Source organism: Jeongeupia naejangsanensis (assembly GCF_016865585.1).
GTDB lineage: Bacteria > Pseudomonadota > Gammaproteobacteria > Burkholderiales > Chitinibacteraceae > Jeongeupia > Jeongeupia naejangsanensis.
In genome coordinates, this window is record NZ_JAESND010000002.1 from 101385 (window position 1) to 126158 (window position 24774).

22 protein-coding genes, 3 tRNA genes and 2 pseudogenes are annotated in these 24774 nt (G+C 63.0%); 18 read left to right on the forward strand and 9 right to left on the reverse strand.

What is annotated here, in order from left to right; all coding sequences use genetic code 11:
- Positions 1-1053 (reverse strand): type II secretion system protein GspL, encoded by a 1053-nt coding sequence (gspL, locus tag JMJ54_RS05625; RefSeq protein WP_203536979.1) that lies wholly within the window; start codon positions 1051-1053, stop codon positions 1-3.
- Positions 1054-1230: 177 nt separating this feature from the next.
- Here gspL and JMJ54_RS05630 point away from each other — a divergent pair.
- The 9 genes from JMJ54_RS05630 (at position 1231) to JMJ54_RS05670 (ending at position 10075) form a co-directional block, all read left to right on the forward strand.
- A tRNA-Leu gene (locus tag JMJ54_RS05630) sits at positions 1231-1315 on the forward strand.
- A gap of 136 nt (positions 1316-1451) precedes the next feature.
- A complete protein-coding gene (gene tig, locus JMJ54_RS05635; RefSeq protein WP_203536980.1) occupies positions 1452-2759 on the forward strand; it encodes a trigger factor in 1308 nt (435 codons plus the stop codon).
- A 126-nt stretch (positions 2760-2885) separates the two neighbouring features.
- Positions 2886-3512 (forward strand): ATP-dependent Clp endopeptidase proteolytic subunit ClpP, encoded by a 627-nt coding sequence (gene clpP, locus JMJ54_RS05640; protein WP_203536981.1) that lies wholly within the window; start codon positions 2886-2888, stop codon positions 3510-3512.
- A gap of 104 nt (positions 3513-3616) precedes the next feature.
- Positions 3617-4900 carry an ATP-dependent Clp protease ATP-binding subunit ClpX gene (clpX, locus tag JMJ54_RS05645; protein ID WP_203536982.1) on the forward strand — a complete coding sequence of 428 codons (1284 nt, stop codon included), beginning with the start codon at positions 3617-3619 and terminating at the stop codon, positions 4898-4900.
- Positions 4901-5024: 124 nt separating this feature from the next.
- Positions 5025-7454, forward strand: a complete 2430-nt coding sequence (lon, locus tag JMJ54_RS05650) for an endopeptidase La (protein ID WP_203536983.1) — start codon at positions 5025-5027, stop codon at positions 7452-7454.
- Positions 7455-7538: 84 nt separating this feature from the next.
- Positions 7539-7811, forward strand: coding sequence for an HU family DNA-binding protein (locus tag JMJ54_RS05655; RefSeq protein ID WP_189458638.1), 273 nt, complete (start codon positions 7539-7541; stop codon positions 7809-7811).
- 38 nt (positions 7812-7849) lie between these two features.
- A tRNA-Val gene (locus tag JMJ54_RS05660) sits at positions 7850-7926 on the forward strand.
- 85 nt (positions 7927-8011) lie between these two features.
- A tRNA-Asp gene (locus JMJ54_RS05665) sits at positions 8012-8088 on the forward strand.
- A 145-nt stretch (positions 8089-8233) separates the two neighbouring features.
- The gene (locus JMJ54_RS05670; protein ID WP_203536984.1) at positions 8234-10075 is read left to right on the forward strand and encodes a SurA N-terminal domain-containing protein; all 1842 of its coding nucleotides are present in this window, start codon (positions 8234-8236) and stop codon (positions 10073-10075) included.
- A gap of 64 nt (positions 10076-10139) precedes the next feature.
- Here JMJ54_RS05670 and JMJ54_RS05675 read toward each other — a convergent pair whose 3' ends face one another.
- Positions 10140-10925, reverse strand: coding sequence for an enoyl-CoA hydratase-related protein (locus tag JMJ54_RS05675; RefSeq protein WP_203536985.1), 786 nt, complete (start codon positions 10923-10925; stop codon positions 10140-10142).
- A 193-nt stretch (positions 10926-11118) separates the two neighbouring features.
- Between JMJ54_RS05675 and JMJ54_RS05680 the strand changes: the two genes are divergently transcribed.
- Positions 11119-11997 (forward strand): dienelactone hydrolase family protein, encoded by an 879-nt coding sequence (locus JMJ54_RS05680; RefSeq protein WP_203536986.1) that lies wholly within the window; start codon positions 11119-11121, stop codon positions 11995-11997.
- Here JMJ54_RS05680 and JMJ54_RS19610 read toward each other — a convergent pair.
- Positions 11970-12962 carry an electron transfer flavoprotein subunit alpha/FixB family protein gene (locus tag JMJ54_RS19610; protein WP_238999950.1) on the reverse strand — a complete coding sequence of 331 codons (993 nt, stop codon included), beginning with the start codon at positions 12960-12962 and terminating at the stop codon, positions 11970-11972. The genes JMJ54_RS05680 and JMJ54_RS19610 overlap by 28 nt on opposite strands.
- A pseudogene (locus JMJ54_RS19615) lies at positions 12960-13688 on the reverse strand (electron transfer flavoprotein subunit beta/FixA family protein); the annotation flags it as partial. The gene JMJ54_RS19610 and the pseudogene JMJ54_RS19615, both read right to left, overlap by 3 nt.
- A 122-nt stretch (positions 13689-13810) precedes the next feature.
- Here JMJ54_RS19615 and JMJ54_RS05690 point away from each other — a divergent pair.
- The 6 genes and pseudogenes from JMJ54_RS05690 to JMJ54_RS05715 all read left to right on the forward strand — a co-directional run.
- Positions 13811-14167, forward strand: a pseudogene (locus JMJ54_RS05690) (MaoC family dehydratase); the annotation flags it as partial.
- A gap of 101 nt (positions 14168-14268) precedes the next feature.
- Entirely contained in the window at positions 14269-15171 is a 903-nt protein-coding gene (locus tag JMJ54_RS05695) for a D-hexose-6-phosphate mutarotase (RefSeq protein ID WP_203536988.1), read from the forward strand.
- Between the two features lie 92 nt (positions 15172-15263).
- Positions 15264-16787, forward strand: coding sequence for a 4-hydroxy-3-polyprenylbenzoate decarboxylase (gene ubiD / locus JMJ54_RS05700; RefSeq protein WP_203536989.1), 1524 nt, complete (start codon positions 15264-15266; stop codon positions 16785-16787).
- A 12-nt stretch (positions 16788-16799) separates the two neighbouring features.
- Complete coding sequence (locus tag JMJ54_RS05705) at positions 16800-17165, forward strand: DnaJ family domain-containing protein (protein WP_189458646.1); 366 nt, start codon at positions 16800-16802, stop codon at positions 17163-17165.
- A 21-nt stretch (positions 17166-17186) separates the two neighbouring features.
- Positions 17187-18014 carry a CheR family methyltransferase gene (locus tag JMJ54_RS05710; protein ID WP_203536990.1) on the forward strand — a complete coding sequence of 276 codons (828 nt, stop codon included), beginning with the start codon at positions 17187-17189 and terminating at the stop codon, positions 18012-18014.
- Positions 18015-18163: 149 nt separating this feature from the next.
- A complete protein-coding gene (locus JMJ54_RS05715; protein ID WP_203536991.1) occupies positions 18164-19018 on the forward strand; it encodes a hypothetical protein in 855 nt (284 codons plus the stop codon).
- Between the two features lie 4 nt (positions 19019-19022).
- On the opposite strand, the gene JMJ54_RS05720 is transcribed toward JMJ54_RS05715, so the two are convergent.
- From JMJ54_RS05720 to lysA, 3 genes are all read right to left on the reverse strand, one after another.
- Positions 19023-19577 carry a DJ-1 family glyoxalase III gene (locus JMJ54_RS05720; RefSeq protein ID WP_203536992.1) on the reverse strand — a complete coding sequence of 185 codons (555 nt, stop codon included), beginning with the start codon at positions 19575-19577 and terminating at the stop codon, positions 19023-19025.
- Positions 19578-19581: 4 nt separating this feature from the next.
- The gene (gltS, locus tag JMJ54_RS05725) at positions 19582-20784 is read right to left on the reverse strand and encodes a sodium/glutamate symporter (RefSeq protein WP_203536993.1); all 1203 of its coding nucleotides are present in this window, start codon (positions 20782-20784) and stop codon (positions 19582-19584) included.
- 103 nt (positions 20785-20887) lie between these two features.
- Positions 20888-22123, reverse strand: a complete 1236-nt coding sequence (gene lysA, locus JMJ54_RS05730; protein WP_203536994.1) for a diaminopimelate decarboxylase — start codon at positions 22121-22123, stop codon at positions 20888-20890.
- Positions 22124-22238: 115 nt separating this feature from the next.
- Between lysA and JMJ54_RS05735 the strand changes: the two genes are divergently transcribed.
- A complete protein-coding gene (locus tag JMJ54_RS05735) occupies positions 22239-23135 on the forward strand; it encodes an ArgP/LysG family DNA-binding transcriptional regulator (RefSeq protein ID WP_203536995.1) in 897 nt (298 codons plus the stop codon).
- A complete protein-coding gene (locus tag JMJ54_RS05740; protein WP_238999918.1) occupies positions 23132-24082 on the forward strand; it encodes a D-2-hydroxyacid dehydrogenase in 951 nt (316 codons plus the stop codon). The genes JMJ54_RS05735 and JMJ54_RS05740 overlap by 4 nt, the downstream gene beginning before the upstream one ends.
- 87 nt (positions 24083-24169) lie before the next feature.
- On the opposite strand, the gene JMJ54_RS05745 is transcribed toward JMJ54_RS05740, so the two are convergent.
- A complete protein-coding gene (locus JMJ54_RS05745) occupies positions 24170-24448 on the reverse strand; it encodes a hypothetical protein (protein ID WP_203536996.1) in 279 nt (92 codons plus the stop codon).
- A 24-nt stretch (positions 24449-24472) separates the two neighbouring features.
- On the reverse strand, positions 24473-24766 hold the full coding sequence (locus JMJ54_RS05750; protein WP_203536997.1) for a hypothetical protein: 294 nt from the start codon (positions 24764-24766) through the stop codon (positions 24473-24475).
- Between the last annotated feature and the right edge of the window lie 8 nt (positions 24767-24774).

Genomic DNA, 24774 nt, shown 5'->3' on the forward strand with positions numbered 1-24774 from the left:
TTACCATTGCAAGCGAACACGGTCGGCGCCGGCCGGTTCGCGGGTGATTGTTTCGCCCGCTGCAGTCAGTTGTGCAGCGACGACATCGGCAGCGGCTGCAGTCAGCTCCAGTGTCAGCCGGCCGTTCTGGTAAGCGAGCCGACTAATCGTACCGGCACCGAGGCCCGCGTTCTCCAGCCGCTGCAACCGCGCCGTCAGCGTATCGGCCTTGCTGCCGGACTGACGCAGCTTGCTGGCCAGCTGCAGCGCCGGATCAACGATGGGTTCACCGGGGAATGCGGCGGCGTAGCTTTGGCGCAGTGCCTGCCGGGCGGCATCGACCGACTGGCGCAATTGCCACCAGCGGGCGACATCGCTGATCAGCCACAGCGCCAGCACCAGTCCGCAGAGTGCACCGACGCGGCGCCAGGGACGCCAGTCGAGCGTCGGCGTGCTCCGCGGCGCCAGATCGCCCTGCAGCAGATTGATGCCGTTGCCCGGCTGCAGCGCGAGGTCCCGCAGGTCTAACAGGGCGGCGTCACCGACGAGCGTGGCGGGGAGCGACGGATCGTCGAGCCAGACCGCCTCACCGTTGCCGTCGCGCAATAGCGTCCCCGGTTCGATGGGCAGCTGCAGTGCGCCCTGATCGGCAGGGAGCAGATCCGCCAGCGCCCAAGCGGCTGCCGGTGCGCGCTGCTCGGCACCAAAGTGTTGCAGCCAAGACTTCAACCAACCCTTGTCGACGCTACGTACGTGGACACGCCCGTCGGCGCCGGTACGCAGCGCCAGATGCAGGGTGTCGATCGGCGCCAGCAACCCGTCCTCGAGCGCATGCGGCAACAGCGCGCGCGTTTTTGCGGGTGACTGTCGTGGCAGTGTCAGCGTGTGCAGGCCGGTATGCGCCGGGTGGATCAGCCATTCGAGCCGCTCGGCGGCGGGCAATGTGCCGACGGAAGCACGGCCGTGATCAGGCTGCGCACCAGGCTCACCGGCCCACCAGAGCAATGACGCAGACGATGCCGGATCACCGGCGATCAGGATCCGGACGAGCGGATAGCGGGGGGCGGAATGCATTGAAACGGTCGGCAGCCGGATGAAGAAAATTCGTCGCGAGTATGACACAGCCGTGTTGCGGCCAAACGGCAGTGGCGCGGGTTTGGTTACGGTTTGTTTTTTGCTTGCGCTTTCCCCTATAATCGCAGGCTTGTCTGCAGGCTGCCTCGCTGATGCGCGGTTTCAGTCGCCGGCGTTGCGAGCGTGGCGGAATTGGTAGACGCACTGGATTTAGGTTCCAGCGTCGTAAGACGTGAGAGTTCGAGTCTCTCCGCTCGCACCACCCGAACCCCCGGCCGGGGTCATGCGGATTGCCGTGATGACGCCCCCGGATGTTCTGCCGGAACGGCCAGCCCCGAACCCTGATCGCGGCCTTTGTCGCCGCCGCGAGCGACACTCAAATTCCAAGGAAGGTTACGATGCAAGCACAACTGGAAACCCTGAGCGGGCTTGAGCGCCGCCTCAGCTTCTCCGTCCCGCGTGAAGAAATCGGCAAGCAGGTCGATGCCCGCCTGAAGCGCGTGGCCAAGACCGCCAAGATCGCCGGCTTCCGCCCGGGCAAGGCACCGATCAAGATCGTTGCGCAGCAATACGGTTTCCGCGTTCAGGAAGAAGTGCTCGGCGAAACCGTCGAGCGCTCGTTCGGCGAAGCCGTGCAAGAACAGAAGCTGCAAGTTGCAGGCTACCCGCGTTTCGAGCCGAAGGCCGACGCAGCGGAAGACGGTGACTTCCAGTTCATCGCAACGTTCGAAGTCTATCCGGAAGTCGCTATCGGCGATCTGACCGGCAAGGAAATCGAAAAGCCGACGCTGACCATCAGCGACGCCGAAATTGACAAGACCGTCGACATCCTGCGCAAGCAACGCACTCGCTACGAGCGCGTCGAGCGTGCTGCTGCCGACGAAGACCGCGTCATCATCGACTTCAAGGGCACCATCGACGGCGAGCCGTTCAACGGCGGTTCGTCGGACAACTACGCCTTCCTGCTGGGCAAGGGCCAGATGCTGCCCGAGTTCGAAGCCGGCATCCGCGGCATGAAGGAAGACGAGACCAAGGACGTTGAAGTCAACTTCCCGGCCGACTACCACGGCAAGGACGTGGCAGGTAAGACCGCCGTGTTTTCGATCACCGTCAAGAACGTTGCTGCCGCGCTGTTGCCGGAAGTCAACGAAGACTTCGCCAAGGCCATGGGCATTGCCGACGGCGATGTGACCAAGATGCGCGACGAAGTGAAAAAGAACCTCGAGCGCGAAGTGCGTTTCCGCCTGAAGGCCCGCGCCAAGGAAAACGTGATGACCGCGCTGATCGAAGCTGCGCCGGTCGATCTGCCGAAGTCGCTGGTCGGTCTGGAAATCGGTCGTCTGGCCGAACAGGCACAAGCGGACTTGAAACAGCGCGGTATCGACCCCAAGTTGGTACCGTTCTCGCCGGCCATGTTCGAAGCGCAAGCGCAACGTCGCGTGCACCTCGGTCTGGTTCTGGCCGAACTGGTGAAGGCCAACGGTCTGGAAGCCAAGCCGGAACAGACCAAGGCAATCATCGCGGATCTGGCCGAGAATTACGAAGATCCGGCCGACGTGATCGCCTGGTACTACGAAGATCGTCAGCGTCTGGCCGGTCCGGAATCGATGGCGCTCGAAGACAACGTCGTGGATTTCGTTCTGTCCAAGGCCAAGGCTGTTGAAAAGCCGGTCAGCTTCGACGAGCTGATGGGCCAGCAGGGCTAAGTTTCCTCCCTTGCTGAGCGGCCGGTCCGGGCTGCGGTACAGGTGATGCCCTCGGGCTCGCCGTCCGCAACCGGCCGGCCGTTGTCGTCTGGTAGCGAAGAAAACAACCCCACTCATGAGGTGATCATGCAACGATCGGAATTTGACCCGCAAGGCCTCGGCTACGTGCCGATGGTGATCGAACAGAGCGGTCGTGGTGAGCGTGCGTACGACATCTACTCGCGGCTGTTGCGCGAGCGGGTGATCTTTCTGGTGGGGCCGGTGAATGACGCCACTGCCAATGTGATCGTCGCACAGCTGCTGTTCCTGGAAAGTGAAAATCCGGACAAGGACATCCACTTCTACATCAATTCGCCGGGTGGTTCGGTTACGGCCGGTCTGGCGATCTACGACACGATGCAGTTCATCAAGCCCAAGGTTTCGACCCTGTGCAATGGCCTCGCCGCGTCGATGGGGGCATTCCTGCTGGCCGCCGGTGCCGAGGGCAAGCGCTTTGCGCTGCCGAATGCGCGCATCATGATCCATCAGCCGCTGATCGGGGGGCTCGCTGGCCAAGCGTCGGATATCGAAATCCATGCCCGCGAACTGCTGAAGACCAAGCGTTCGCTGAACGAAATGCTCGCCAAGCATACCGGTCAGCCGATCGAAACCATCGAACGCGACACCGATCGTGATAATTTCATGAGCTCGGTCGAAGCCAAGGCTTATGGCCTCATCGACGACGTACTGGTATCGCGCCAGGCGCTTGCCTAGTTCCAGGGCTGAATGATGTAAGCTCGTCCGGTGTTCGGCGCCGGGCGAGTTCCCGATCATCTTTACGAATCCGCCCCGAAGCGTAACCTCAAGGAGGGGGGACCATGACCGACAAATCCAACGAAAAACTGCTGTACTGCTCGTTCTGCGGCAAAAGCCAGCACGAGGTCAAGAAGCTGATCGCCGGCCCGCAGGTCTTCATCTGCAATGAATGCATCGAGCTGTGCACCGACATCCTCAAGGATGAGGCAACGCAGTTGCCTGGCGTCGAAGCGGCCAGCGGCGACGGCAAGAAACTGCCGGTGCCGACCGAGATCCGCGGCACGCTGGACCAGTACGTGATCGGCCAGGAACGTGCCAAGAAAATTCTTGCCGTTGCGGTCTACAACCACTTCAAGCGTCTCTCGACCAAGGGCAGCAAGTCGGCCAATGGCGTCGAACTCGCGAAGTCGAACATCCTGCTGATCGGCCCGACCGGTTCGGGCAAGACCTTGCTGGCGCAAACGCTGGCCAAGCTGCTCGATGTGCCGTTCGTGATCGCCGATGCGACCACACTGACCGAAGCCGGCTATGTCGGCGAAGACGTCGAGCACATCATCGCCAAGCTGCTGGCTCAGTGCGATTTCGACGTTGAAAAGGCCCAGCGCGGCATCGTCTACATCGACGAAATCGACAAGATCGCCCGCAAGTCGGAAAACCCGTCGATTACTCGCGATGTGTCGGGTGAGGGCGTGCAGCAGGCGCTTCTGAAGCTGGTCGAAGGTACGGTCGCGTCGGTACCGCCGCACGGCGGCCGCAAGCACCCGAACCACGAGATGCCTCAGGTTGATACCACCAACATCCTGTTCATTTGCGGCGGTGCGTTCGAAGGTCTGGCCAAGATCATCCGCAACCGTTCGGTCAAGGGCGGAATCGGCTTTGGTGCCGAGGTCGTCAGCAAGGATGAAAAGGCCGGTCTGGGCACGGTGTTGCACGATGTCGAGCCTGACGATCTGGTTCGTTTCGGCCTGATTCCCGAGTTTGTCGGCCGTCTGCCGGTGATCGCCACGCTCGACGAGCTGGACGAAGCCGCGCTGGTGAACATCCTGACCGAGCCGAAGAATGCGCTGCTCAAGCAGTATCAGGCGCTGTTCGATATGGAAGGTGTCGAGCTCGACATCGAGTCCGACGCGCTGGAAGCGATTGCCAAGAAAGCCATGGAACGTCGCACCGGTGCGCGTGGCCTGCGCTCCATCCTCGAAGGGACGCTGCTTGATACCATGTACGAGTTGCCGGCGCTCGAGGGCGTTGCCAAGGTCGTCGTCGACAAGGCCGTGATCGAAAGCGGGAAATCACCGCAAATGGTTTACGGGGCCGTGGACGAGCCCGATCAACCCGAAGCCGCCTGATCGAATCCGCCCGCCTTGAGCGGGCGGATTATATTTTGGCGAGGTGGGCGCGCGGCGTTGAATTTCCGCCGTGCAGACCACATTATTCGAACAACGCATAGCAACCCTTTTCAAGGCAAACAATATGTCCGAGCCGCTCGTGCCGCTGAACGAATCCGCTGCGTACCCGATGCTGCCGCTGAGGGACGTCGTCGTCTTCCCGCATATGGTGATCCCGCTCTTCGTCGGTCGACCCAAGTCGATCAAGGCGCTTGAGGCGGCGATGGAAGCCGGGCGCCACATCCTGCTTGTTGCGCAGAAGAATGCGCAGAAAGACGAGCCGGTGCTGGCCGACATTTATCCGGTCGGTACGATTGCCACCGTACTGCAGCTGCTGAAACTGCCCGATGGCACCGTCAAGGTGCTGGTCGAAGGCGTGCAGCGTGCCACGGTGACCTCGTTGGTTGACGAAGACGGTTACTTCCATGCCGACGCAACGCCGTTTGACGGCGACGAGCACGAAGGCCACGAGGTCGAGGCGATGCGCCGCGCGCTGCTGTCGCAGTTCGACCAGTACGTCAAACTGAACAAGAAGATCCCACCGGAAATCCTGACCTCGCTGTCGGGCATCGAATCGGCCGGTCGCCTGGCCGATACCGTTGCCGCGCACCTGCCGCTCAAGCTTGAGCAAAAGCAGGCGATTCTGGAAATGCCCGATGTCGGCCGGCGGATGGATCATCTGCTCAAGCAGCTCGAAAACGAACTGGACATCCTTCAGGTCGAAAAGCGCATCCGTGGCCGCGTGAAGCGCCAGATGGAAAAGAGCCAGCGCGAGTATTACCTCAACGAGCAGGTCAAGGCGATCCAGAAGGAACTGGGCGAGCTCGACGAGAACGCCGATCTGGAAGAGCTGGAAAAGAAGATCAAGCTTGCCGGCATGAGCAAGGAAGGCCGCGAGAAGGCCGAGGCCGAGCTCAAGAAGCTGAAGATGATGTCGCCGATGAGCGCCGAAGCGGCGGTCGTGCGCAACTACATCGATACGCTGCTCGGCGTGCCCTGGAAGAAAAAGTCGAAGATCAGCAAGGATCTGGTCGGTGCCGAGGAAATCCTCGACATCGATCACTTCGGTCTCGAAAAGGTCAAGGAACGCATTGTCGAGTACCTCGCGGTGCAGACGCGCGTCGACAAGCTCAAGGCGCCGATCCTGTGCCTCGTCGGTCCTCCCGGCGTCGGCAAGACCTCGCTCGGCGAAAGCATTGCCCGTGCTACCGGTCGAAAGTTCGTCCGGATGGCGCTCGGTGGCGTGCGTGACGAAGCTGAAATCCGCGGTCATCGCCGGACCTATATCGGTTCGATGCCGGGCAAGATCGTCCAGAGCATGACCAAGGTCGGCGTCAAGAACCCGCTGTTCCTGCTCGACGAAGTCGACAAGCTGGGCCAGGATTTCCGCGGTGATCCGTCGTCGGCGCTGCTCGAAGTGCTTGATCCGGAGCAGAACCACGCGTTCAGCGATCACTATCTGGAAGTCGATTACGACTTGTCCGATGTGATGTTCGTCGCGACGGCGAACACGCTGAACATCCCGCCGGCCTTGCTCGACCGGATGGAAGTCATTCGCCTCTCCGGTTACACCGAGGACGAAAAGGTCAATATTGCGCTGAAGTATCTGGTGCCCAAGCAGACCAAGAACAACGGCGTTGGCGAAGGTGAGCTGGACATTTCCGAGGCGGCCGTTCGCGACATCGTGCGTTATTACACGCGCGAAGCCGGCGTGCGTTCGCTTGACCGCGAGATCGCCAAGATCTGCCGCAAGGTCGTCAAGAACCTGATGCTCAAGCCGCAGGCCAAGAAAGTACTGGTGACGCCGAAAACGCTGGAGAAGTATCTCGGCGTCAAGCGCTACGAGTATGGCGTGGCAGAGCAACAGAACCAGATCGGTCAGGTCACCGGTCTGGCTTGGACCGAAGTCGGCGGCGAACTGCTGACGATCGAAGCCGTCACCATGCCGGGCAAGGGCAATATCCTGCGTACCGGTACGCTGGGCGACGTGATGAAAGAGTCGATCGAAGCCGCGCGTTCGGTCGTGCGCAGCCGCGCAGAGCGTCTGGGCATTGCCGCGGATGCCTTCGAAAAGAAGGACATCCATGTCCACTTGCCGGAAGGCGCGACGCCGAAGGATGGCCCGAGCGCCGGTATCGCCTTGGCGACCGCCTTGGTATCGGTATTGACCGATATTCCGGTACGGTGCGATGTGGCGATGACGGGCGAAATCACCTTGCGCGGTGAAGTACTGCCGATTGGCGGCTTGAAAGAAAAATTGCTGGCCGCACACCGTGGCGGCATCAAGCAGGTACTGATTCCAGAGGGCAACGTTAAAGACTTGTCTGAAATTCCTGACAATGTAAAACGTGGCCTTGTCATTCACCCTGTGAAATGGTTTGATCAAGTGTTGGGCTTTGCGCTTGAAAGCCAGCCCGTCGTACTTGAGCAAATCGCCGGAAGCAGTACTGAAATAGTCAGCCAGAATACCGTTTCGGAAGGGGAGCAAACCCGCCCGCATCAGACGAAACACTAGTTGACATGCATTTTTGCCGCTTGCTATAACCTCTCTAGCAATCGGCCCGCCGGATCTAACCAACCAGAATGAAAGGGGACCTACGTGAATAAATCTGAACTGATCGACGCTATCGCTGAATCTGCAGGCCTGTCGAAGGCTGCTGCTGGCAAGTCGCTCGACGCAGCCATCGAAGCCATTTCCAAGGCGCTGCAAGGCGGCGACGAAGTGACGCTGGTCGGCTTCGGCACCTTCTACGTTGCTGAACGCGAAGCGCGCAGCGGCCGCAATCCGCGCACTGGCGAAACGATCGAAATCGCTGCAGCGAAACAGCCGAAATTTAGGGCTGGCAAATCGCTGAAAGATGCAGTACAATGATGTTCTTTCGTTGCTGCTGATGCAGTAACGAAACGGTTGGGTGGTTAGCTCAGTTGGTTAGAGCACCTGCTTCACACGCAGGGGGTCGGTGGTTCGAATCCACTACTACCCACCAATAAAGCGAAAGTTTAGTAGTCAGTAATTAAAGCAAAATAAAGTTTGCAAAATTTCTGAAATACGATATAATCGCTTTCTCTTCTGGAGCGGTAGTTCAGTTGGTTAGAATACCGGCCTGTCACGCCGGGGGTCGCGGGTTCGAGTCCCGTCCGCTCCGCCAGATTTGAGCAAAAAGCCAAGCGAAAGCTTGGCTTTTTGCTTTTCTGCCGTTCAATTTCTCCAAAGCGACGTCCTTCCGGGCATTCGAGACAGCGGAGAGCGGTTCTGGCATCATGTTCCGCGAATTCTCGCGGAGTTGCGTATCCATGTTTGATCTTGTCCAGAAAAACAAAACGGCCGTACAGGTCGTGCTTGGTTTGGTGGCGCTGGGGCTGGTAGTTGGCTTCGGTGTTTCCGGCTATAGCGCGATGGAAGGAGGCGACGACTTTTACGCCAAAGTCGGAGGCAGTCGCATCACCGAACGTGATGTCGCACAGGCAACCAACGGCCAGACTGTATCCAATGAAATGAAGCCGATGGTGGTCGAGCAGCTGGTACGGCAGAAACTGCTGCTGCAAGCGGCTGCCAAACAGAATTTCGTGGCGACCGAATCGGAACTGCAGAAGGCGATTGCTGCGATTCCGGCCTTCCAGGAGAACGGCCACTTCGATCCCAAGAAGTACGAGACTTTGCTGGCTTCGCAGCAGATGACGGCTGCGCAGTTTGAAGAGCGCGTCCGTGACGATATCGCCCTGCGCCATCTGCTGTCGGCATTTGTCGCTGGCAACTTCCAGTCGCAACGCACGATGGACCGGATGGCCAAGCTGCTGGGGGAAAAGCGCTCGGTTTCGGTTGCCGTGCTCAAGCCGGAAGCCTATTTCGCTCAGGCGAACGTTTCCGATGCGGAGATCAAGCAGTACTACGACCAGCATCAGCAAGAACTGAAAACGCCGGAAATGGTGAAGGTGGCCTACGTCGTGCTGTCGCAGGCCGATCTGGCCAAGACGCAAAACGTCAGCGATGCCGATGTGCAGCAGTACTTCGATGCGCACAAGGCTGATCTGGGCGAGGAGGAGCGTCGCGCAGCACATATCCTGATTGCGACCCCCAAGGGCGCCAGCGCCGAGCAACTGGCGGCCGCCAAGGCCAAGGCCGAGTCGGTGCTGAAGGAAGTCACCGCGAATCCGGCCCGTTTTGCCGAGCTGGCCAAGCAGTATTCGCAGGATCCGGGATCTGCCGAGCAAGGTGGCGATCTGGGCTGGTTCGGTCATGGCGCAATGGTCAAGCCGTTTGACGACGCCGTATTCAAACTGAACAAGGGGCAGCTCAGCGGTCTGGTTCAGAGCGAATTCGGCTTCCACATCATCAAGCTTGAAGACGTGCGTGGTCGTACGCTGGCCGATCTGAAGCCGGAAATCGAGCAGAAGCTCAAGCTGGAGCGGGCACAGGCCGCTTTCCAGGGGCAGCTGGAAAAATTCAACGAGCTTGTTTACCAGCAGGGCAGCAGCCTGCAACCGGCGGCCGATCAGTTCAAGCTGCAGGTCCAGCAAAGCGGCTGGATCACGCGCCAGGGCTCGCAAGACCAGTTGCTGAACAATCCGAAGCTGGCCGAGGCCGTATTCAGCGATGACGTGCTGAAGGGCAAGCACAATACCGAAGCGATCGAAGTCGCGCCGGGCACGGTGGTGTCGGCGCGGATCGTCGAGCACAAGCCGGCCGCGGTTCCGTCGCTGGCGATCGTGTCGGCGGATCTTGCTGCCAAGCTGAAGACCGAGAAGGCGCTCAAGCTCGCGCAGGAAGACGGTGCCCGCAAGCTGGCCGCGCTGCAGAAGGGCGAGACGGTCGTGGCCGAATGGCAACCCGGCGGTGAGCTCAACCGGGGCGAGGCTCGCGGGATTGATCCGCAGACGCTGAGTGCCGTGTTCCGTGCGCCGGCCGACAAACTGCCGTCCTACGTCGGCAATGCCGTGCCGCAACAGGGTTACGTGCTGTACCGTGTCGAGAAATCGACACCTGCGCCGCAGCTCGATGCGCAATTGCTGCAAAGAATGCGTGAAGGGCTTGGCCAGATGTACGGTCAGGTCGAGATCGCCAGCTACATCGATAGCCTGCGCAAGTCGGCGAAGATCGAGTACGGTCGCGCATTGCAGGCCAAACCGGCAGAGTAAGTCGGGCTGGCAAAGAAAAACGGCGGGGATTCCCGCCGTTTTTTTTATGCCTGTACTGTTCAAACTATGAATGCCAGCGCGGCAGGCGCGATTCCAGCTGCGCGTGGATGCCTTCCTTGGCTTCCGGGTGGCGATGAAGGTGGGCCAGACGGTGCGCCAGATCGGAATTCATGGCGTCGTCGATCGGACGGTGGGCGACCGAGGCGATCAGACGCTTGGCCGTCAGCAAGGCATGCGGACCATTCTGCAGGACGGCCGAGATCCAGCCGGCGATCCATTGATCCAGTTCGGCATCCTGGCTGCCGATTTCGTGCACGAGGCCGATCTGGCGAGCCGTGTCGGCGTCGAAGGTTTCGCCGGTCAGCAGGTAGCGGCGCGCGGCGCTGACGCCGATCTGGGTGATCAGGTAGGGGCCGATCATTGCAGGTACCAGACCGGCTCGGACCTCGGGGATGGCGAAGCGGCTACCGGAATGGGCGACGATCAGGTCGCAGCAGGCGATCAGGCCGATGCCGACACCGACGGTCTGGCCATGAACCCGCGCGATGGTCGGTACGGGCATCCGGTCGATCAGTTGCAGCAGCCGCGCCAGTTCGAGCGCTTCGTCGAAATGGTGGTCCTGATCATGCTCTAGCATTCGCGCCTGCCAGCGCGCATCCTGACCGGTGCAGAAATCGCTGCCTCTGGCCCTGAGTACGATGGCGCGCAATCGCGAGTTGTGTGACAACGCCGTCAGGCAGGCCGTGAGCTCGGCGATGAGGATTTCGTTGACGGTTTGCGTCCCGTCCTCGTGCAACGTCACCGTTGCCACACCGTTGTCTGCAAGTTCGTAGCTCAGCGTGTCACTCATGATCGACTCGAGATGGGCGGTTGTTCGCATGCTAACAGCATCATCCGCGGTTTGGATTACGTCTGTCAGGAAAGCTGTCGGGTTGGGGGGATCAGCGGCGCTGTGCTACATTGCGACGTTTTCCGGAGTCGCCTATCGCACTCCGGTGCTGCGCAAGCAGCACAATTCGGGATTGCCTATTCAAGTGCGTCAAGTGCGTGTCGTTTTCAAATCCCTGTTGTTGTGGGGCCTGCTGTTTGTCGTTCCCGTGCCGGCGCATGCGCTGGCGGTGTCGTTCATGGGATCGAACGGAACAATGCTGACCGGCGAGTATTTCGCGCCGCCGAACGGTGCGCAGCGGGCGCCGGCAATGCTGCTGCTGCACGGTTGCGGTGGTCTGTGGAGCCGGCCTGGCGTGCTGACGGTGAGACATGCCCGGATGGCCAGCCTGCTGCAGGAGCTGGGCTACGGCGTGCTATTGCTGGACAGCTTCAGCAATCGGGGGCTCCGCGAGCAGTGCACGGTGCCGGCCAGCGAACGCAAGGTGAACGTGGCCCAGCGCGTCGAGGACGCGCAGCGCGCGGTGAACTGGCTCAAGTTGCGGCGCGAGATCGATGCCAATCGCGTCGGTGCGCTGGGCTGGTCCAATGGCGCGACGACGCTGCTCAACCTGATCGGCAAGGAAAAACCGGGCATCAAGGTGGCCGTGGCGTTCTACCCGGGATGCGAGCAGCTGGCCCGCAGCCGTCGCTATGTGCCGGCGGTGCCGACGCTGATCCTGATCGGCGAGGCAGACGACTGGACGCCGGCCGAAGCGTGCCAGCGTCTGGCCGAAAAGGTCGCGGATGACACTTTCCATCTCGTCACCTATTCGGATACCTATCACGACTTCGACGTGCCTGGCAGCGGCGTGCGCGTGCGCAAGGACATTCCCGCCGCGGTCGATCCCAGCTACGGTGCGACGGTTGCACCGAACCAGACCGCGACCGATGACGCCTATCGGCGGACGTTCAAATGGATCGGCCGCTGGCTCGATCCCGAACGGCTCAAGCCGAGCCGCAACGACTACAACCCGGTCTTGCGGCTGCAGTAGGCGTCCAGCGCCTCGCACAACGCCGGTACCGCGGTGAACAGGTCGGCCTGCCAGGCAATGTCGGCCAGCTGCATCATCGGCGCATCCTGGTCGGTATTGATCGCGACAATCAGCTTGCTGTCGCGCATGCCGGCCACGTGCTGCGCCGCCCCGGATATCCCCACCGCCACATAGACCTCGGGTGAGACGCTCTGTCCCGTCTGTCCGACCTGCCAGCTGTTGGGTGCATAGCCCGCATCGACGGCGGCGCGTGATGCGGCCAGCCCGCCATTCAAGCGTTCGGCGAGCGGTTGCAGCAGTGCCATGAACTGCTCGGCCGATGCGAGCGCGCGCCCTCCGGCGACAAGGGCGCGGGCATCCTTGAGCGACAAGCTGCCTTGGGTTTGTCTGGCGAGAATGCGCTGTCTTGATGCGGAGGCCTCCGCTGGCGCGGGCAAGGGCGATCGGACAGGAGGATGGCCTGCCAACGGCGCAAACGCTGCCGCGCGTACCGTCATCCACAAACGGGGCTGATCGCTCCGGACCGTTTCGATCACGTCGCCGGCATAGATCGCCCGACGCAGCGTGTTCGCGTCGATCAGCGCGATCACCTCGCTGAATGGCTGGGCGCCATCAAGGGCCGCTGCGCGGGGCAGCCAGTCCTTGCCGTGGCTGTCGGCGGCGGTGATCACACTACGATAGCTGCGGGCCAGATCGGCTATCCAGGCTGCCAGCGCAGCGAGATCGGCAGGAGCCACTTCGCAATGCAGCCGCCGCGTGGCCCCGAGCAGCAGCGCCTCGGGGGCTGTGCCATCGTCGATCACATCGATTTCGCCGGTCAGTCGCGCAGCCGCGGCGATCAGCCCGGGGATTTCTCCGGGCTGTATACCGAGCGCGACGACCAGGGCCCGCGAGGCTGGCTCGAAGGGCGCCGGTCGGAGTCCGGGCGCTGCCGAGGCGTGGCCAAGGCCGCTGCGTGCGACCAGCGCCGCGACGCATTCGCTGGCCGAACCGACGCGGACGCCTGCAGCGCGTGCCGGTGGACGGGCAACCGATTGCCGCTGGCTCAGTACTTCGACGGTGATGCCCAATGCTGCCGGTGTCAGTGTCTCGATGGGCTTGCGCTTGGCGGCCATCAACGCCGGCAGCCTGGCATAGCGGGGGGTGTTGAGGCGCAGGTCGGCGCTGATGACCGCGGGAAGCGTCAGTTCGACCGTCTCGATCCCGCCGTCGACCTCCCGGTCGACCTGCCAGCCCGGCTTGCCGACGCGGATCGCCGACGCAAAGCAGGCTTGCGGCCAAGCCAGCAGGCCGGCGCACATCTGTGCAACCTGATTGGCGTCGTTGTCGATGGCCTGCTTGCCGAGCAGCAGCAAGTCGACCTGTTCGCTGCGCGCCAGCGCCACCAGAAGACGGGCGACCTGCAGCGGCTCGGGGGCGATCGGGATCGTGATGTGCAGTGCGCGATCGGCGCCGAGCGCCAGCGCCTGCCGCAAGGTTTCCTCGACCTCGGCCGGGCCGATGCTGACCGCGATGATTTCGCCTGCATGGCCGGCTTCCCGAAGTCGGAGCGCTTCCTCGAGCGCGATCGCGTCGAACGGATTCATCGCCATGTGCGCGTTGGCGAGATCGACATCGAGACCGTCGCTGCGGGGCGAAACACGGATTGCGGCGTCGACGACCCGCTTGACCGGAACCAGAACCTTGAACATCGTTTTGTCACGGCGTATGCATATGTTGTCCCAATTCTAACGGCTGCGCCGGGGTGCATATGCAATACGGCTTTGAAGACCTGTCGATCGGCCTGACCGCCGAGTAGCGCAAAACGGTCACCGAAACCGATGTCGTGCTGTTTGCCGGCCTGTCCGGCGACAACAATCCGATGCACATCGACGAGGAGTTCGCCCGCGAAACCCGTTTCGGCGGCCGGATCATCCACGGCATGCTCACCGCCTCACTGCTGTCGACGGTGATCGGTACGCGGATGCCCGGACCGGGCGTGATCTACATGGCGCAAAACCTGCGTTTCCTGAAGCCGGTGAAGATCGGCGACACCGTGACTGCAATGGCGACAGTGAGCGAGCTGATGCCCGACAAGCAGCGTGCACGACTGATCACGCGCTGCACCGTACGCGGTGAAACGGTGATCGACGGTGATGCGCTGGTCTGGGTGCCACGACGCCAGGATTAACAGCCTTGTAAGAGGATTTGGCCTGATTTGCGGAATGGGCCGCATCCGGTCCGGTCGTTGCCGCTTTGGTCTAGAATCGGCGTTTTACTCAGGATGACATCATGACTTCGCTTTCCGCCTTCGATTCGCGCCTGACCGATGTAGCCGGCGTCTCCATCCTTCCGTCGTCGTCGGTTTACGGCGGAGAGACCGGTCTGCCGTTGCTGTCGGTGGAAAACGCCCAGGGCAAGGCGCTGATCGCACTGCAAGGCGCGCATCTGGTGTCCTTCGTTCCTGCTGGTGGCGAGGATCTGCTGTGGCTGTCGCCCAAGGTCGTGTTTACCGAAGGCAAGGCGATTCGTGGTGGCATTCCGCTGTGCCTGCCGTGGTTCGGCGGTCATCCGGGCGGCAAGCCGGCACACGGTTTTGCGCGGATCAGCGAATGGCAGCTCGAAGCGGCCGAACTGCTGGCCGACGGCACGACCCGCGTCACGCTGGTACTGACGCCGAATGCGCTGTCCAGCACCCTGTGGGGTGACGATTTCCGTGCCGAACTCGTGGTGACTGTCGGTCACGCGGTGACACTGGCGCTGAGCTTCACCCACCTCGGAGCTTCGCCGGTCACGTTCAGCCAGGCCTTCCACACCTACTTCGCCGTTGGCGACGTAGCGCAAGCTACGATCTCCGGGCTGGACGGCACGACCTTCATCAATACCGTGGGCGGCGCCAATACCCGCAACCTGCAAGCCGGTAGCTTGCAGCTTGGCGAAGCGACGGACCGCGTTTACGTGAATGTCCCCGAAGTGCAGACGATCGCGACCGCCGGCCGGACGATACGCATCGCCAGCGATACACGCAGTGCCGTGGTCTGGAACCCGTGGGCAGAGAGCGCGGCGAAGATGGCTGACGTCGGCGATGCATGGCGGGAATACCTGTGTGTCGAGCGTGGCGACGTGTTCGACAACGCCATCGAGCTGGCGCCGGGGGCGACCTACCGGGTGGCCATGACGCTGTCGCTGGACTGATTCGCAGCAGATCAAACAACACCGCCCGGCCCAGCCGGGCGGTGTTGTTTTGTGGTTCAATACCGCTTTGATTTCAGACCGATTTTGCTGCGATGAAATACCACGATCTGCGCGATTTTTTCTCCCAGCTTGAAGTCCTCGGTGAGGCAAAACGTGTTGCGGTGCCGGTTTCGCCCAAGCTGGAAATGACCGAAATCTGTGATCGCACGCTGCGCGCGCAAGGCCCGGCCATTCTGTTCGAGAACGTGCCCGGTTACACGATGCCGGTGCTGGGCAACCTGTTCGGCACGCCGCGCCGTGTCGCGCTCGGCATGGGGGCGCAGGAGGTCAGCGCATTGCGCGAGATCGGCAAGACGCTGGCCTACCTGAAAGAGCCCGAGCCGCCCAAGGGATTCAAGGACGCGTGGGACAAGCTGCCTCTGTTGAAGCAGGTGCTGTCGATGGCGCCGAAGGAAGTCCGCAAGGGCGCCGTGCAGCAGAACGTGGTCGAAGGCCCCGACGTCGATCTGGCGACGATTCCGGTCCAGCATTGCTGGCCCGGTGATGTGGCGCCGCTGATCACCTGGGGGCTGGTGGTCACGCGCGGGCCGAACAAGAAACGGCAGAATCTCGGCATCTATCGCCAGCAGGTCATCGGCAAGAATCAGGTCATCATGCGCTGGCTGGCGCATCGCGGCGGTGCGCTGGATTTTCGCGAGCACGCCAAGCAGCATCCGGGCACGCCGTTCCCGATCGCCGTGGTGCTCGGCTGCGACCCGGCGACCATCCTCGGCGCCGTGACGCCGGTGCCCGATACGCTGTCCGAGTACCAGTTTGCCGGCCTGCTGCGCGGCAGCAAGACCGAGCTGACGCAATGCGTCGGCAGTGATCTGCAAGTGCCCGCGACGGCCGAGATCGTGCTCGAGGGCGCGATCAAGCCGTGCGCGCCGGGATTCGAGGGCGTGTCCGAGCATGGCGTGCCGGTCAAGGAAATCGACGGCTACCTGCACGCGCTGGAAGGCCCGTATGGCGACCATACCGGTTACTACAACGAGCAGGACTGGTTCCCGGTGTTCGAGGTCGACCGGATCACCCATCGCGACAATCCGGTCTACCACAGCACCTACACCGGCAAGCCGCCGGACGAGCCGGCAATGCTCGGCGTGGCACTGAACGAAGTCTTCGTGCCGATCCTGCAGAAGCAGTTTCCCGAGATCGTCGACTTTTATCTGCCGGCCGAAGGCTGCAGCTACCGGATGGCGATCGTCTCGATCAGGAAACAGTATCCGGGCCATGCCAAGCGCGTGCTGTTCGGCGTCTGGTCCTTCCTCCGCCAGTTCATGTACACCAAGTACATCGTCGTCGTTGATGACGATGTCGATACGCGTGACTGGAAGGAAGTCATCTGGGCGATCACCACGCGGATGGACCCAGTGCGCGACACGGTGCTGGTCGAGAACACGCCGATCGACTACCTCGATTTCGCCAGTCCGATTTCGGGCCTCGGCGGCAAGATGGGGCTCGACGCGACCAACAAGTGGCCCGGCGAGACGAATCGCGAATGGGGCAGGGTGATCGAGCGACAGCCCGACGTCGTCGCCCGTGTCGACGCGATCTGGGCCGAGCTGGGGTTGTAGGAGGGACCGGGCATGTGGTTTCTGACCGAACTGGCCGAACGGCGGATTGCGCAGGCGCGCGATGCTGGCGAACTCGACAACCTGCCCGGTGCCGGCCAGCCCTTGCCCGACGACATCGACCCGCTCGTCCCCGAGCACCAGCGCATTGCCTATCGCGTGCTGAAGAACGCCGGCTACCTGCCGCCCGAGCTGGAGATGCACAAGGAAGCGGTCGAGCTGGCGTTGCAGCTGGCCGACATCAGCGACGATGCGCAAAAGGCCGTATTGGCCGATCGGCTGGGCCGGCTTAACCTGTTGCTGGCCGAGACCGGGCAGCGCCAGCTGGTTGTGCCGCTCGACTATGCATCACGGCTGGCCACGCATCTGGCCCGTCACTGAACACCGGATTCAAGGATCACCATGTTTACTTCACCGTCCCGCGAGTTTCCGTTTTCCACGCAGGATTTCGACAAGATCCGCAAGATGATCTACGACTACGCCGGCATCGCGCTGGCGCCGGGCAAGGAGGACATGGTCTACGGCCGGCTGGCGCGGCGCCTGCGTGCGCTAGGGCTCAGCAGCTTTGGTGATTACCTGCACCGGATCGAGTCGGGGGACACGCGCGAGTTCGAGCTGTTCACCAATTCGCTGACGACCAATCTGACGTCGTTTTTCCGCGAGGCCCACCATTTTCCGGCTTTGATCGACCAGCTGCGCGCACAGCGCGAACGTAGCGGTACCCTGCAGCTGTGGTGTTCGGCCAGCAGTACCGGCGAAGAGGCATGGAGCATGGCGATCAGCGCCTGCGAGGCCTTCGACACCCTGACGCCGCCGGTGCAGATCGTCGCGACCGACCTCGATACCAACGTGCTCGAAACCGGACGTACCGGCATCTACAGCGCCGACGACGTTGAAAAGCTCGATCCGGCGCGGGTACGGCGGTTCTTCGTCCGCCAGCCGGATGGCAAGTATCAGATTCGTTCCGAGCTGAAATCACTGGTGACGTTCCGCCAGTTGAACCTGATCGCTCCGAGCTGGCATGTACGCGGCCCGTTCGACGCGATCTTCTGCCGCAACGTGATGATCTATTTCGACAAGCCGACGCAGGCGCGCATCCTGCAACGCTTCGCGCCGCTACTGAAGCGCGAAGGGCTGCTGTTCGTGGGCCACTCGGAAAACCTCTACCACTCGGCCGACCTGTTCAAGCTGCGCGGCAAGACCATTTATCAGCTGGCCAGTGCATCCTGACAAGTTCCGCTGAATCCGACGGAAGGCCGCACGCTCGCTTGGGTCCCCTTTGGTGGTTTGTATAGCTTGGTAAGGCAGGCATACAACCCCAAAGGGTGGCGATGATGAGCAAATCACGTGTCTCGGGATCAGGTTTTCGGTGGCTGGTCGTGTGTTTCCTGCTGGCGTCCTGCGGGGGCGGCGGTGGGGGAGGCGGTGGCGGTGGCAGCACCGGATCCGGTGGTGGTGACGGCACCGGCACGAGTGGTGGCGGTACGGCGGCCGGCACGGATGGCACGGGCGGTACCGGCACCCAGGGAGGAACCGGCGGTACCGATCTGTCCGGCGGAGCGGGAGCGGCAACCGGCACACGCAGCGCGGCAGAGGGCATGTGGGTCGGATCGACCAGCAGCAACCGGACGGTCACCGGTTTCGTGCTCGACGACGGCACCTACTGGTTCCTGTACTCGCTGCCGAATACCTCGGCCACCTTGGCTGGTGTGTTGCAGGGCAAGTTCACTGCTGCAAGCGGTGTCCTGAGCACCGCGAGCACGGTTGACCTGAACGCCTTGGGCAACAGCCGCACCGAGCCATCGGTGGCGGGCAGCTACCAGACCAAGAAGACGCTGACACTGAACGGCGCCGGCGGCGGTACTTTCAACACCAGTTATTCGGCGCAGTACGAGGGAACGCCGAGTCTCGCCAAGCTGGCCGGGGTGTTCAAGGGGGACTACGCAACACGGACGATGTCGGACAGCGTGTCGTTCAGCATCAACGCCAGTGGCACCGTGGTCGGCACCAGCACCAGCTGTACGTTCTCGGGCAAATTCAGCCCCCGTTCAACCGCAAACCTGTACGACATGGTGCTGACGCTGACCGGCACCGGGTGCATCGGCGGCGGTGGCAGTGTCGACCTGAAAGGCATCGCCTATCTGGATGCGGCGGGAACGACGCTGTACACGGTGGGCCTCGAGGGCAATCGCGACCGCGGCATGATCTTCAACGGGCTGCGGGTCCAGCAGTAGCGGTTCAGAGGTAGCACATCGCCCGGCCGATTTCGCGGGCCTTGGCGTCGTCGACCAGCAGGCGCAGCAGTTCGAGTGCGAACACGCCGCTGGTGCCGGCGGCGCGGGAGGTCGTCACCAGTCCGTCGGTGACGACCGGATAGTGGCTGAGCGTGGCGCCGTGCTCGGTCAGGACGGGTTCGCAGCCCGGATAGCAGGTGGCCGCCTTGCCATCGAGAATGCCGGCCCGCGCGAGGACGGTGGGTGCCGCGCAGACCGCGGCAACGCGGTGGCCGCCGACCAGATGCGCGCGCAGCCGTTCCGCAAGTGCGGTGCTGGCTGCCAGTGCCTGCGTACCGGGGCCGCCGCCGGGCAAAATGACGGCGTCGGCCAGTTCGCCATCGACCGCTGAAAACGGCAGGTCGGCCTGGATGACGATGCCGTGCGCACCCTCCACGGCCAGCGTTTCGTCGAGCGCGATGGTCGAGACGAAGACGCCGCCACGACGCAGCACGTCGACGATGCTGACGAACTCGACCTCTTCGAAACCCGGGGCAAGGTAGACGTGCGCGGTGGCCATGGCGTTATCCGTAGATCGGCAGGAACAGGAACAGTTTAATGACGATCGCGTTGGTGATGTCGATGAAGAATGCACCGACCATCGGTACGACGAGGAAGGCGAGATGCGACGGGCCGAAACGGTCGGTGATCGCCTGCATGTTGGCGATCGCCGTCGGCGTCGCGCCGAGGCCGAAGCCGCAATGGCCGGCGGCAAGGACGGCTGCGTCGTAGTTCCTGCCCATGACGCGGAAGGTGACGAACATCGCGTACAGCGCCATCGCCAGGGTCTGCACGGTCAGGATGAGCAGCATCGGCAAGGCCAGCGAGGCCAGTTCCCACAGCTTCAGGCTCATCAGCGCCATGGCGAGGAACAGCGACAGGCTGACATTGCCGAGGACCGACACTGCGCGGTCGAACACGTGATACCAGCCGAGCTTGCCGAGACCGTTGCGCAGCACTACGCCGACGAAGAGCACGCAGACGAAGGTCGGCAGTTCCAGCCAGGTGCCGTTCAGCCAGCTTGCGATGGCCTGGCCTCCGGCGAGGCAGGTAACGATCAGCGCCAGCGTTTCGATGAAGGCCTGCGCGGTGATCAGACGGACCGCCTTCGGCTGCTCGAACGCCATCGGATGCGAGGTATCGGCGGCTTCGCCGGTCGGCAGCGAGACCTTCTTGACCAGATGCCGTGCAACCGGACCCCCGATCAGCCCGCCGAGGACCAGACCGAAGGTGGCGCAGGCGATGGCGACTTCGGTCGCCGATTCGAGTCCGTAGGTCTGCGTGAAGACGCTGCTCCACGCCGCGCCGGTGCCGTGACCGCCCGACAGCGTGATCGAACCGGCCAGGAGGCCCATCAGCGGATTCAGGCCGAGTGCGCTGGCAATGGCGATGCCGATGGCGTTCTGCATCAGCAGCAGTCCGAGTACGACGAACAGGAAGATCGCGACGGTCTTGCCGCCTTTTTTCAGACTGGCCAGATCGGCACCGAGGCCAAGACTGGCGAAAAAGGCCAGCATCAGCGGTGTCTGGATGCTGGTGTCGAACTGCACCTGGACGTCGGCGGTCACGCGGGCGAGCAGCAGGCCGAGCGCCACGAGCAGGCCGCCGGCCACCGGCTCGGGGATGCTGTAGGCGCGCAGCGGCGGGGTGACGGCGACGATCTTGCGCCCGAACAGCAGCACGAGCGAGGCGGCAACGAGCGTGCCGTAAGTATCGAGTGCGAGCATCGCCTCTCCTGTTGTCTGAATGAAAATGGCCCCGGAACACGAGGCCATTGGCATTTTAACAGCAGCGGGAAATGTACCCTTTGTTACAAAATTCCCTTTTCAATCACACCGATTCGAGCGCGAGCAGCTCGGCCACCGTCTGGCGGCGGCGGATCAGTCGGGTTTCACCGCCGTCGATCAGGACTTCGGGAATCAGTGGCCGGGTGTTGTAGTTGCTCGACATGCTGGCGCCGTAGGCACCACCATCGTGAAAGACGATCCAGTCGCCGACCTCGGCTGCCGGCAGGTCGCGCGGGATCACCGTGCCGCCTTCGCCCTGCGTGAACACGTCGCCCGACTCGCACAGCGGCCCGGCGATCACGCTGGCGCGTTCGCCACCCTGCTTGGGCGTTCCGTCGGCGGCCAGCAACGACACTTCGTGGTGGCTGCCATACATGGCCGGGCGCATCAGGTCGTTGAAGCCGGCGTCGCAGAACACGAAGTGGTTGCTGCCGACGTCCTTCATCGCGCGCACTTCGGCAACGAGCTTGCCCGATTCGGCAACGAGGAAGCGGCCCGGTTCGATTTCCAGCGTGACCGGGTGGCCGAGATGCGCCTCGATTTCCTTGCGTGCCGCGTCCCACAGGCTGAAGTAGTGGGCGGTGTCGATGCGCTCGCCATCGACCTTGTACGGAATCGACAGGCCGCCGCCGGCCGAGATCGCCTTCAGGTCGCGTCCCGAAGCCTTAACTTCCTTGATCATTGCACCGCAGACGTTGCCGAGGTGTTCGTAATCGACGCCCGAACCGATGTGCATGTGCAGGCCGACCAGATCGAGGCCGTACTGGTCGATCAGCGCGTACGCTTCGGCCAGATGTTCGAACCAGATGCCGTGCTTGCTGGTTTCGCCGCCGGTGTTGGTCTTCTGGCTGTGGCCGTGGCCGAAGCCCGGGTTGATGCGCAGCCAGACGCGGTGACCCGGGCTGACGCGGCCGAGCTGTTCCAGCATCTGCGGACTGCCGGCGTTGACCGGGATGCCGTGTTCGACGACCTTGGCCAGCGTCGCCTCGTCGAGCAGATCGGCGGTGAAGACGATACCCGGGTGATCGCCCCTGGCGTCGTAACCGGCGGCCAGCGCGCGCTCGATCTCGCCGAGCGAGACCGAATCGACCTTGACGCCCTGTGCACGCATCAGCCTGAGGATGTGCGTGTTCGAGCAGGCTTTCTGTGCGAAACGGATCACGTCGAACTGCTGCAGCTGGGCGATGCGTTCGCGGATCACCGCCGCGTCATAAGTCCAGAGCGGGGTGCCGTACTGGCGGGCGAGGGAAACAAGCTGCGGGCCGTTGACCGGTTTCATCGGGGTATCTCTTCGGGAATCTGGATGGATTGCGGGATTGATTGTCGCCGCGTATTCAACCAGCCCGGCGCGGCGTGGTAAAACATTCTTTTCTAATTGCCGATCAGCGCCGCTAATGCTCGACTACAAGCTCCTCGAAGCGCTCGATATGGTTGCCCGCGCCGGCAGCTTCGACGGTGCCGCGCGCCGGCTGCACCTGACCCAGTCGGCGGTGTCGCAGCGGATCCGCCAGCTCGAGGAAAAACACGGCTGCGTGCTGCTGTCGCGTGATCCGGTCGCGCCGACACCCGAGGGCGAACGGTTGCTGGCGCACGTGCGGCGGGTGCAGCAGCTCGAGGCCGAACTGGCGCGCGACGCCGGCGCGGCCGACGCCTGGCGCAGCGTCGCGATCGGCGTCAACGCCGACAGCCTTGCCGTCGGCCTGATCGCCGCGCTGGCGCCGGCGCTGGCGGCGCAGCACATCCTGCTCGACTGCGTGATCGACGACGAGGCGTACACGCTCGAATCGTTGCGGCGCGGCGCCGTCGTCGGCTGCATCGCCAGCGAGTCGGCACCGGTGCCCGGTTGCGCGGTGCGTCCTCTCGGTGGCCTCGACTATTTGCCGGTCGCGACGCCCGATTTTGCCGAACGCTACTTCAAGGCCGGCCTGAACGCCGCTGCGCTGGCCGCTGCGCCGGCGGCGGTGTTCGCCCATCGCGACAGCCTGCACCGGCGCTGGTTGCGTGAAGCGCATGGTCTGGCCGAAGGCAGCTATCCGGCACACGTGATCCCCGAGTCGAACGCGCTCTACGCCGCCGCGCTCGCCGGCATCGCCTATGCGGTGGTGCCGAAGGCACAGGCGGCCGCGGCCTTGCGTGCCGGCCGTCTGGTCGGACTGGGCGCAACCACACTGACGGTGCCGCTTTTCTGGCACCACTGGACAAAACAATCACCGGTTGCGGAGCAAATCGGCGCGGCGCTGGTCGAATTCGCAGCAGGCCATTTCAACCCCTTGCCCGGAGAGCCATCATGAGCCCCGAAATCGTCTTCCTCGATCGCGAAACCCTGCCCGCAACGGTGCGCCGGCCCGAGGCGCCGCACCGCTGGGTCGAATATGCCCAATCCGGCGTCGAGGAGGCGAGGGAGCGTTTGAGGACGGCGACGGTGGCGATCAGCAACAAGGTGCCGCTGACCGCCGAGCTGATCTACGGTGCGCCGGAGCTCAAGTGCATCGCCGTCGCGGCGACCGGTTACAACATCGTGGATCTGGCCGCCTGTCGGGACCGCGGCATCGTCGTATCGAACATCCGCGATTACGCGACAGCCGGCGTGCCGGAACACGCGCTGATGCTGATGCTGGCGCTGAAACGCCAGCTGCTGTCGTACCGGCGCGATCTGGCCGGTGGCGCATGGCAGCGCGCACCGGGTTTCTGCCATTTCGGTGCACCGTTGCACGATCTGGCCGGCGGCACGCTGACCATCGTCGGCAGCGGTGCGCTCGGTCAGGCGCTCGGCAAGCTGGCGCGCGCGCTCGGCATGCACGTGATCTTTGCCGAGAAGAAAGAGGCCACCAGCCTGCGCCCCGGTTACGTGCCGTTCGATCAGGCGATCACGCAGGCCGACGTCATCAGCTTGCACTGCCCGCTGAACGAGCGGACCCGCAACATGATCGCTGCGCGTGAACTCGGCCTGATGAAACCGGACGCGGTGCTGATCAACACCGCCCGTGGCGGGCTGATCGACGAGGCGGCACTGCTCGACGCACTCAAGGCCGGCCGCATCGGCGGCGCCGGACTCGACGTGCTGATCGAGGAGCCGCCGCGCAACGACAACCCGCTGCTCGACGTCGACCTGCCCAACCTGATCATCACGCCGCACATTGCATGGGCGGGCGCGGAGACGATGCAGCGCCTGGCCGACCAGTTGATCGACAACGTCGACGCCTTCCTGCGAGGCGAACCGCGCAACGTCGTGTCGTGATCACGCCGGCCGCAAACGACAACGCCGCCCGAGGGCGGCGTTTTTCATGGTGACATCCGGTCGGTCAGCGCCGATTTCGCAGCCTGTTCAGATCCGGCTGCGCCAAAGCGTGTTTCTGCATCGGGTGCACAGATGCTGGCGGCGGTAGTCGGTCACGCGCAGCAGGCCGACATCCAGCGTCTCGGCATTGCCGCAATGGCTGCATGCGAGTGCGCCGTTTTGGCCGGTGCGGGCGCGGTATTCGGCCTCTGTCGGCAGGCGTTCCCACGCCTTTTGCGCGCCGGGGTTGTAGACCATGTAGTAGTACGCAGCGGCCATCAGCGCGAGCGTGCCGGCGAGTTCGAGCAGCAGGATGAAGGTGGACAAACCGGTTTCCTTATCGAAATGGCGTCAGAGCGTGAACATCAGGATCAGGCTGCTCATGCACGCCATCAGCAGCGCGGCGGTCGCTGCGTCGCGAACGGGCTGGCTGGCATGGTTGCAACGCGCCTCGCACCAGCGCAGTGCCACCCCGACCAAGAGGATGGCGGCCAAATGGAAGAAGGGCACGATCCAGCGGTTGCCTCCGGCAAAGTGCAGCTTGAACAGCTGGCTGGGTACCGGCAGGCACAGACAGAGCACCGCCGCGTTGACCCAGCGATTGCGAGGGAAAATACCCGACCAATCCCACGGTACAACCCGCATGATGCGTT

Excerpts from the sequence above, each read along its gene's own strand:
- lon (WP_203536983.1), top strand. The coding sequence starts at position 5,025 with ATGTCCGAGCCGCTCGTGCCGCTGAACGAATCCGCTGCGTACCCGATG.
- JMJ54_RS05740 (WP_238999918.1), top strand. The coding sequence starts at position 23,132 with ATGAGCCCCGAAATCGTCTTCCTCGATCGCGAAACCCTGCCCGCAACG.
- JMJ54_RS05710 (WP_203536990.1), top strand. The coding sequence starts at position 17,187 with ATGTTTACTTCACCGTCCCGCGAGTTTCCGTTTTCCACGCAGGATTTC.
- gltS (WP_203536993.1), bottom strand. The coding sequence starts at position 20,784 with ATGCTCGCACTCGATACTTACGGCACGCTCGTTGCCGCCTCGCTCGTG.
- JMJ54_RS05670 (WP_203536984.1), top strand. The coding sequence starts at position 8,234 with ATGTTTGATCTTGTCCAGAAAAACAAAACGGCCGTACAGGTCGTGCTT.
- lysA (WP_203536994.1), bottom strand. The coding sequence starts at position 22,123 with ATGAAACCGGTCAACGGCCCGCAGCTTGTTTCCCTCGCCCGCCAGTAC.
- JMJ54_RS05675 (WP_203536985.1), bottom strand. The coding sequence starts at position 10,925 with ATGAGTGACACGCTGAGCTACGAACTTGCAGACAACGGTGTGGCAACG.
- JMJ54_RS05695 (WP_203536988.1), top strand. The coding sequence starts at position 14,269 with ATGACTTCGCTTTCCGCCTTCGATTCGCGCCTGACCGATGTAGCCGGC.
- JMJ54_RS05735 (WP_203536995.1), top strand. The coding sequence starts at position 22,239 with ATGCTCGACTACAAGCTCCTCGAAGCGCTCGATATGGTTGCCCGCGCC.
- gspL (WP_203536979.1), bottom strand. The coding sequence starts at position 1,053 with ATGCATTCCGCCCCCCGCTATCCGCTCGTCCGGATCCTGATCGCCGGT.
- clpX (WP_203536982.1), top strand. The coding sequence starts at position 3,617 with ATGACCGACAAATCCAACGAAAAACTGCTGTACTGCTCGTTCTGCGGC.
- JMJ54_RS05705 (WP_189458646.1), top strand. The coding sequence starts at position 16,800 with ATGTGGTTTCTGACCGAACTGGCCGAACGGCGGATTGCGCAGGCGCGC.
- clpP (WP_203536981.1), top strand. The coding sequence starts at position 2,886 with ATGCAACGATCGGAATTTGACCCGCAAGGCCTCGGCTACGTGCCGATG.
- tig (WP_203536980.1), top strand. The coding sequence starts at position 1,452 with ATGCAAGCACAACTGGAAACCCTGAGCGGGCTTGAGCGCCGCCTCAGC.
- ubiD (WP_203536989.1), top strand. The coding sequence starts at position 15,264 with ATGAAATACCACGATCTGCGCGATTTTTTCTCCCAGCTTGAAGTCCTC.
- JMJ54_RS05720 (WP_203536992.1), bottom strand. The coding sequence starts at position 19,577 with ATGGCCACCGCGCACGTCTACCTTGCCCCGGGTTTCGAAGAGGTCGAG.
- JMJ54_RS05750 (WP_203536997.1), bottom strand. The coding sequence starts at position 24,766 with ATGCGGGTTGTACCGTGGGATTGGTCGGGTATTTTCCCTCGCAATCGC.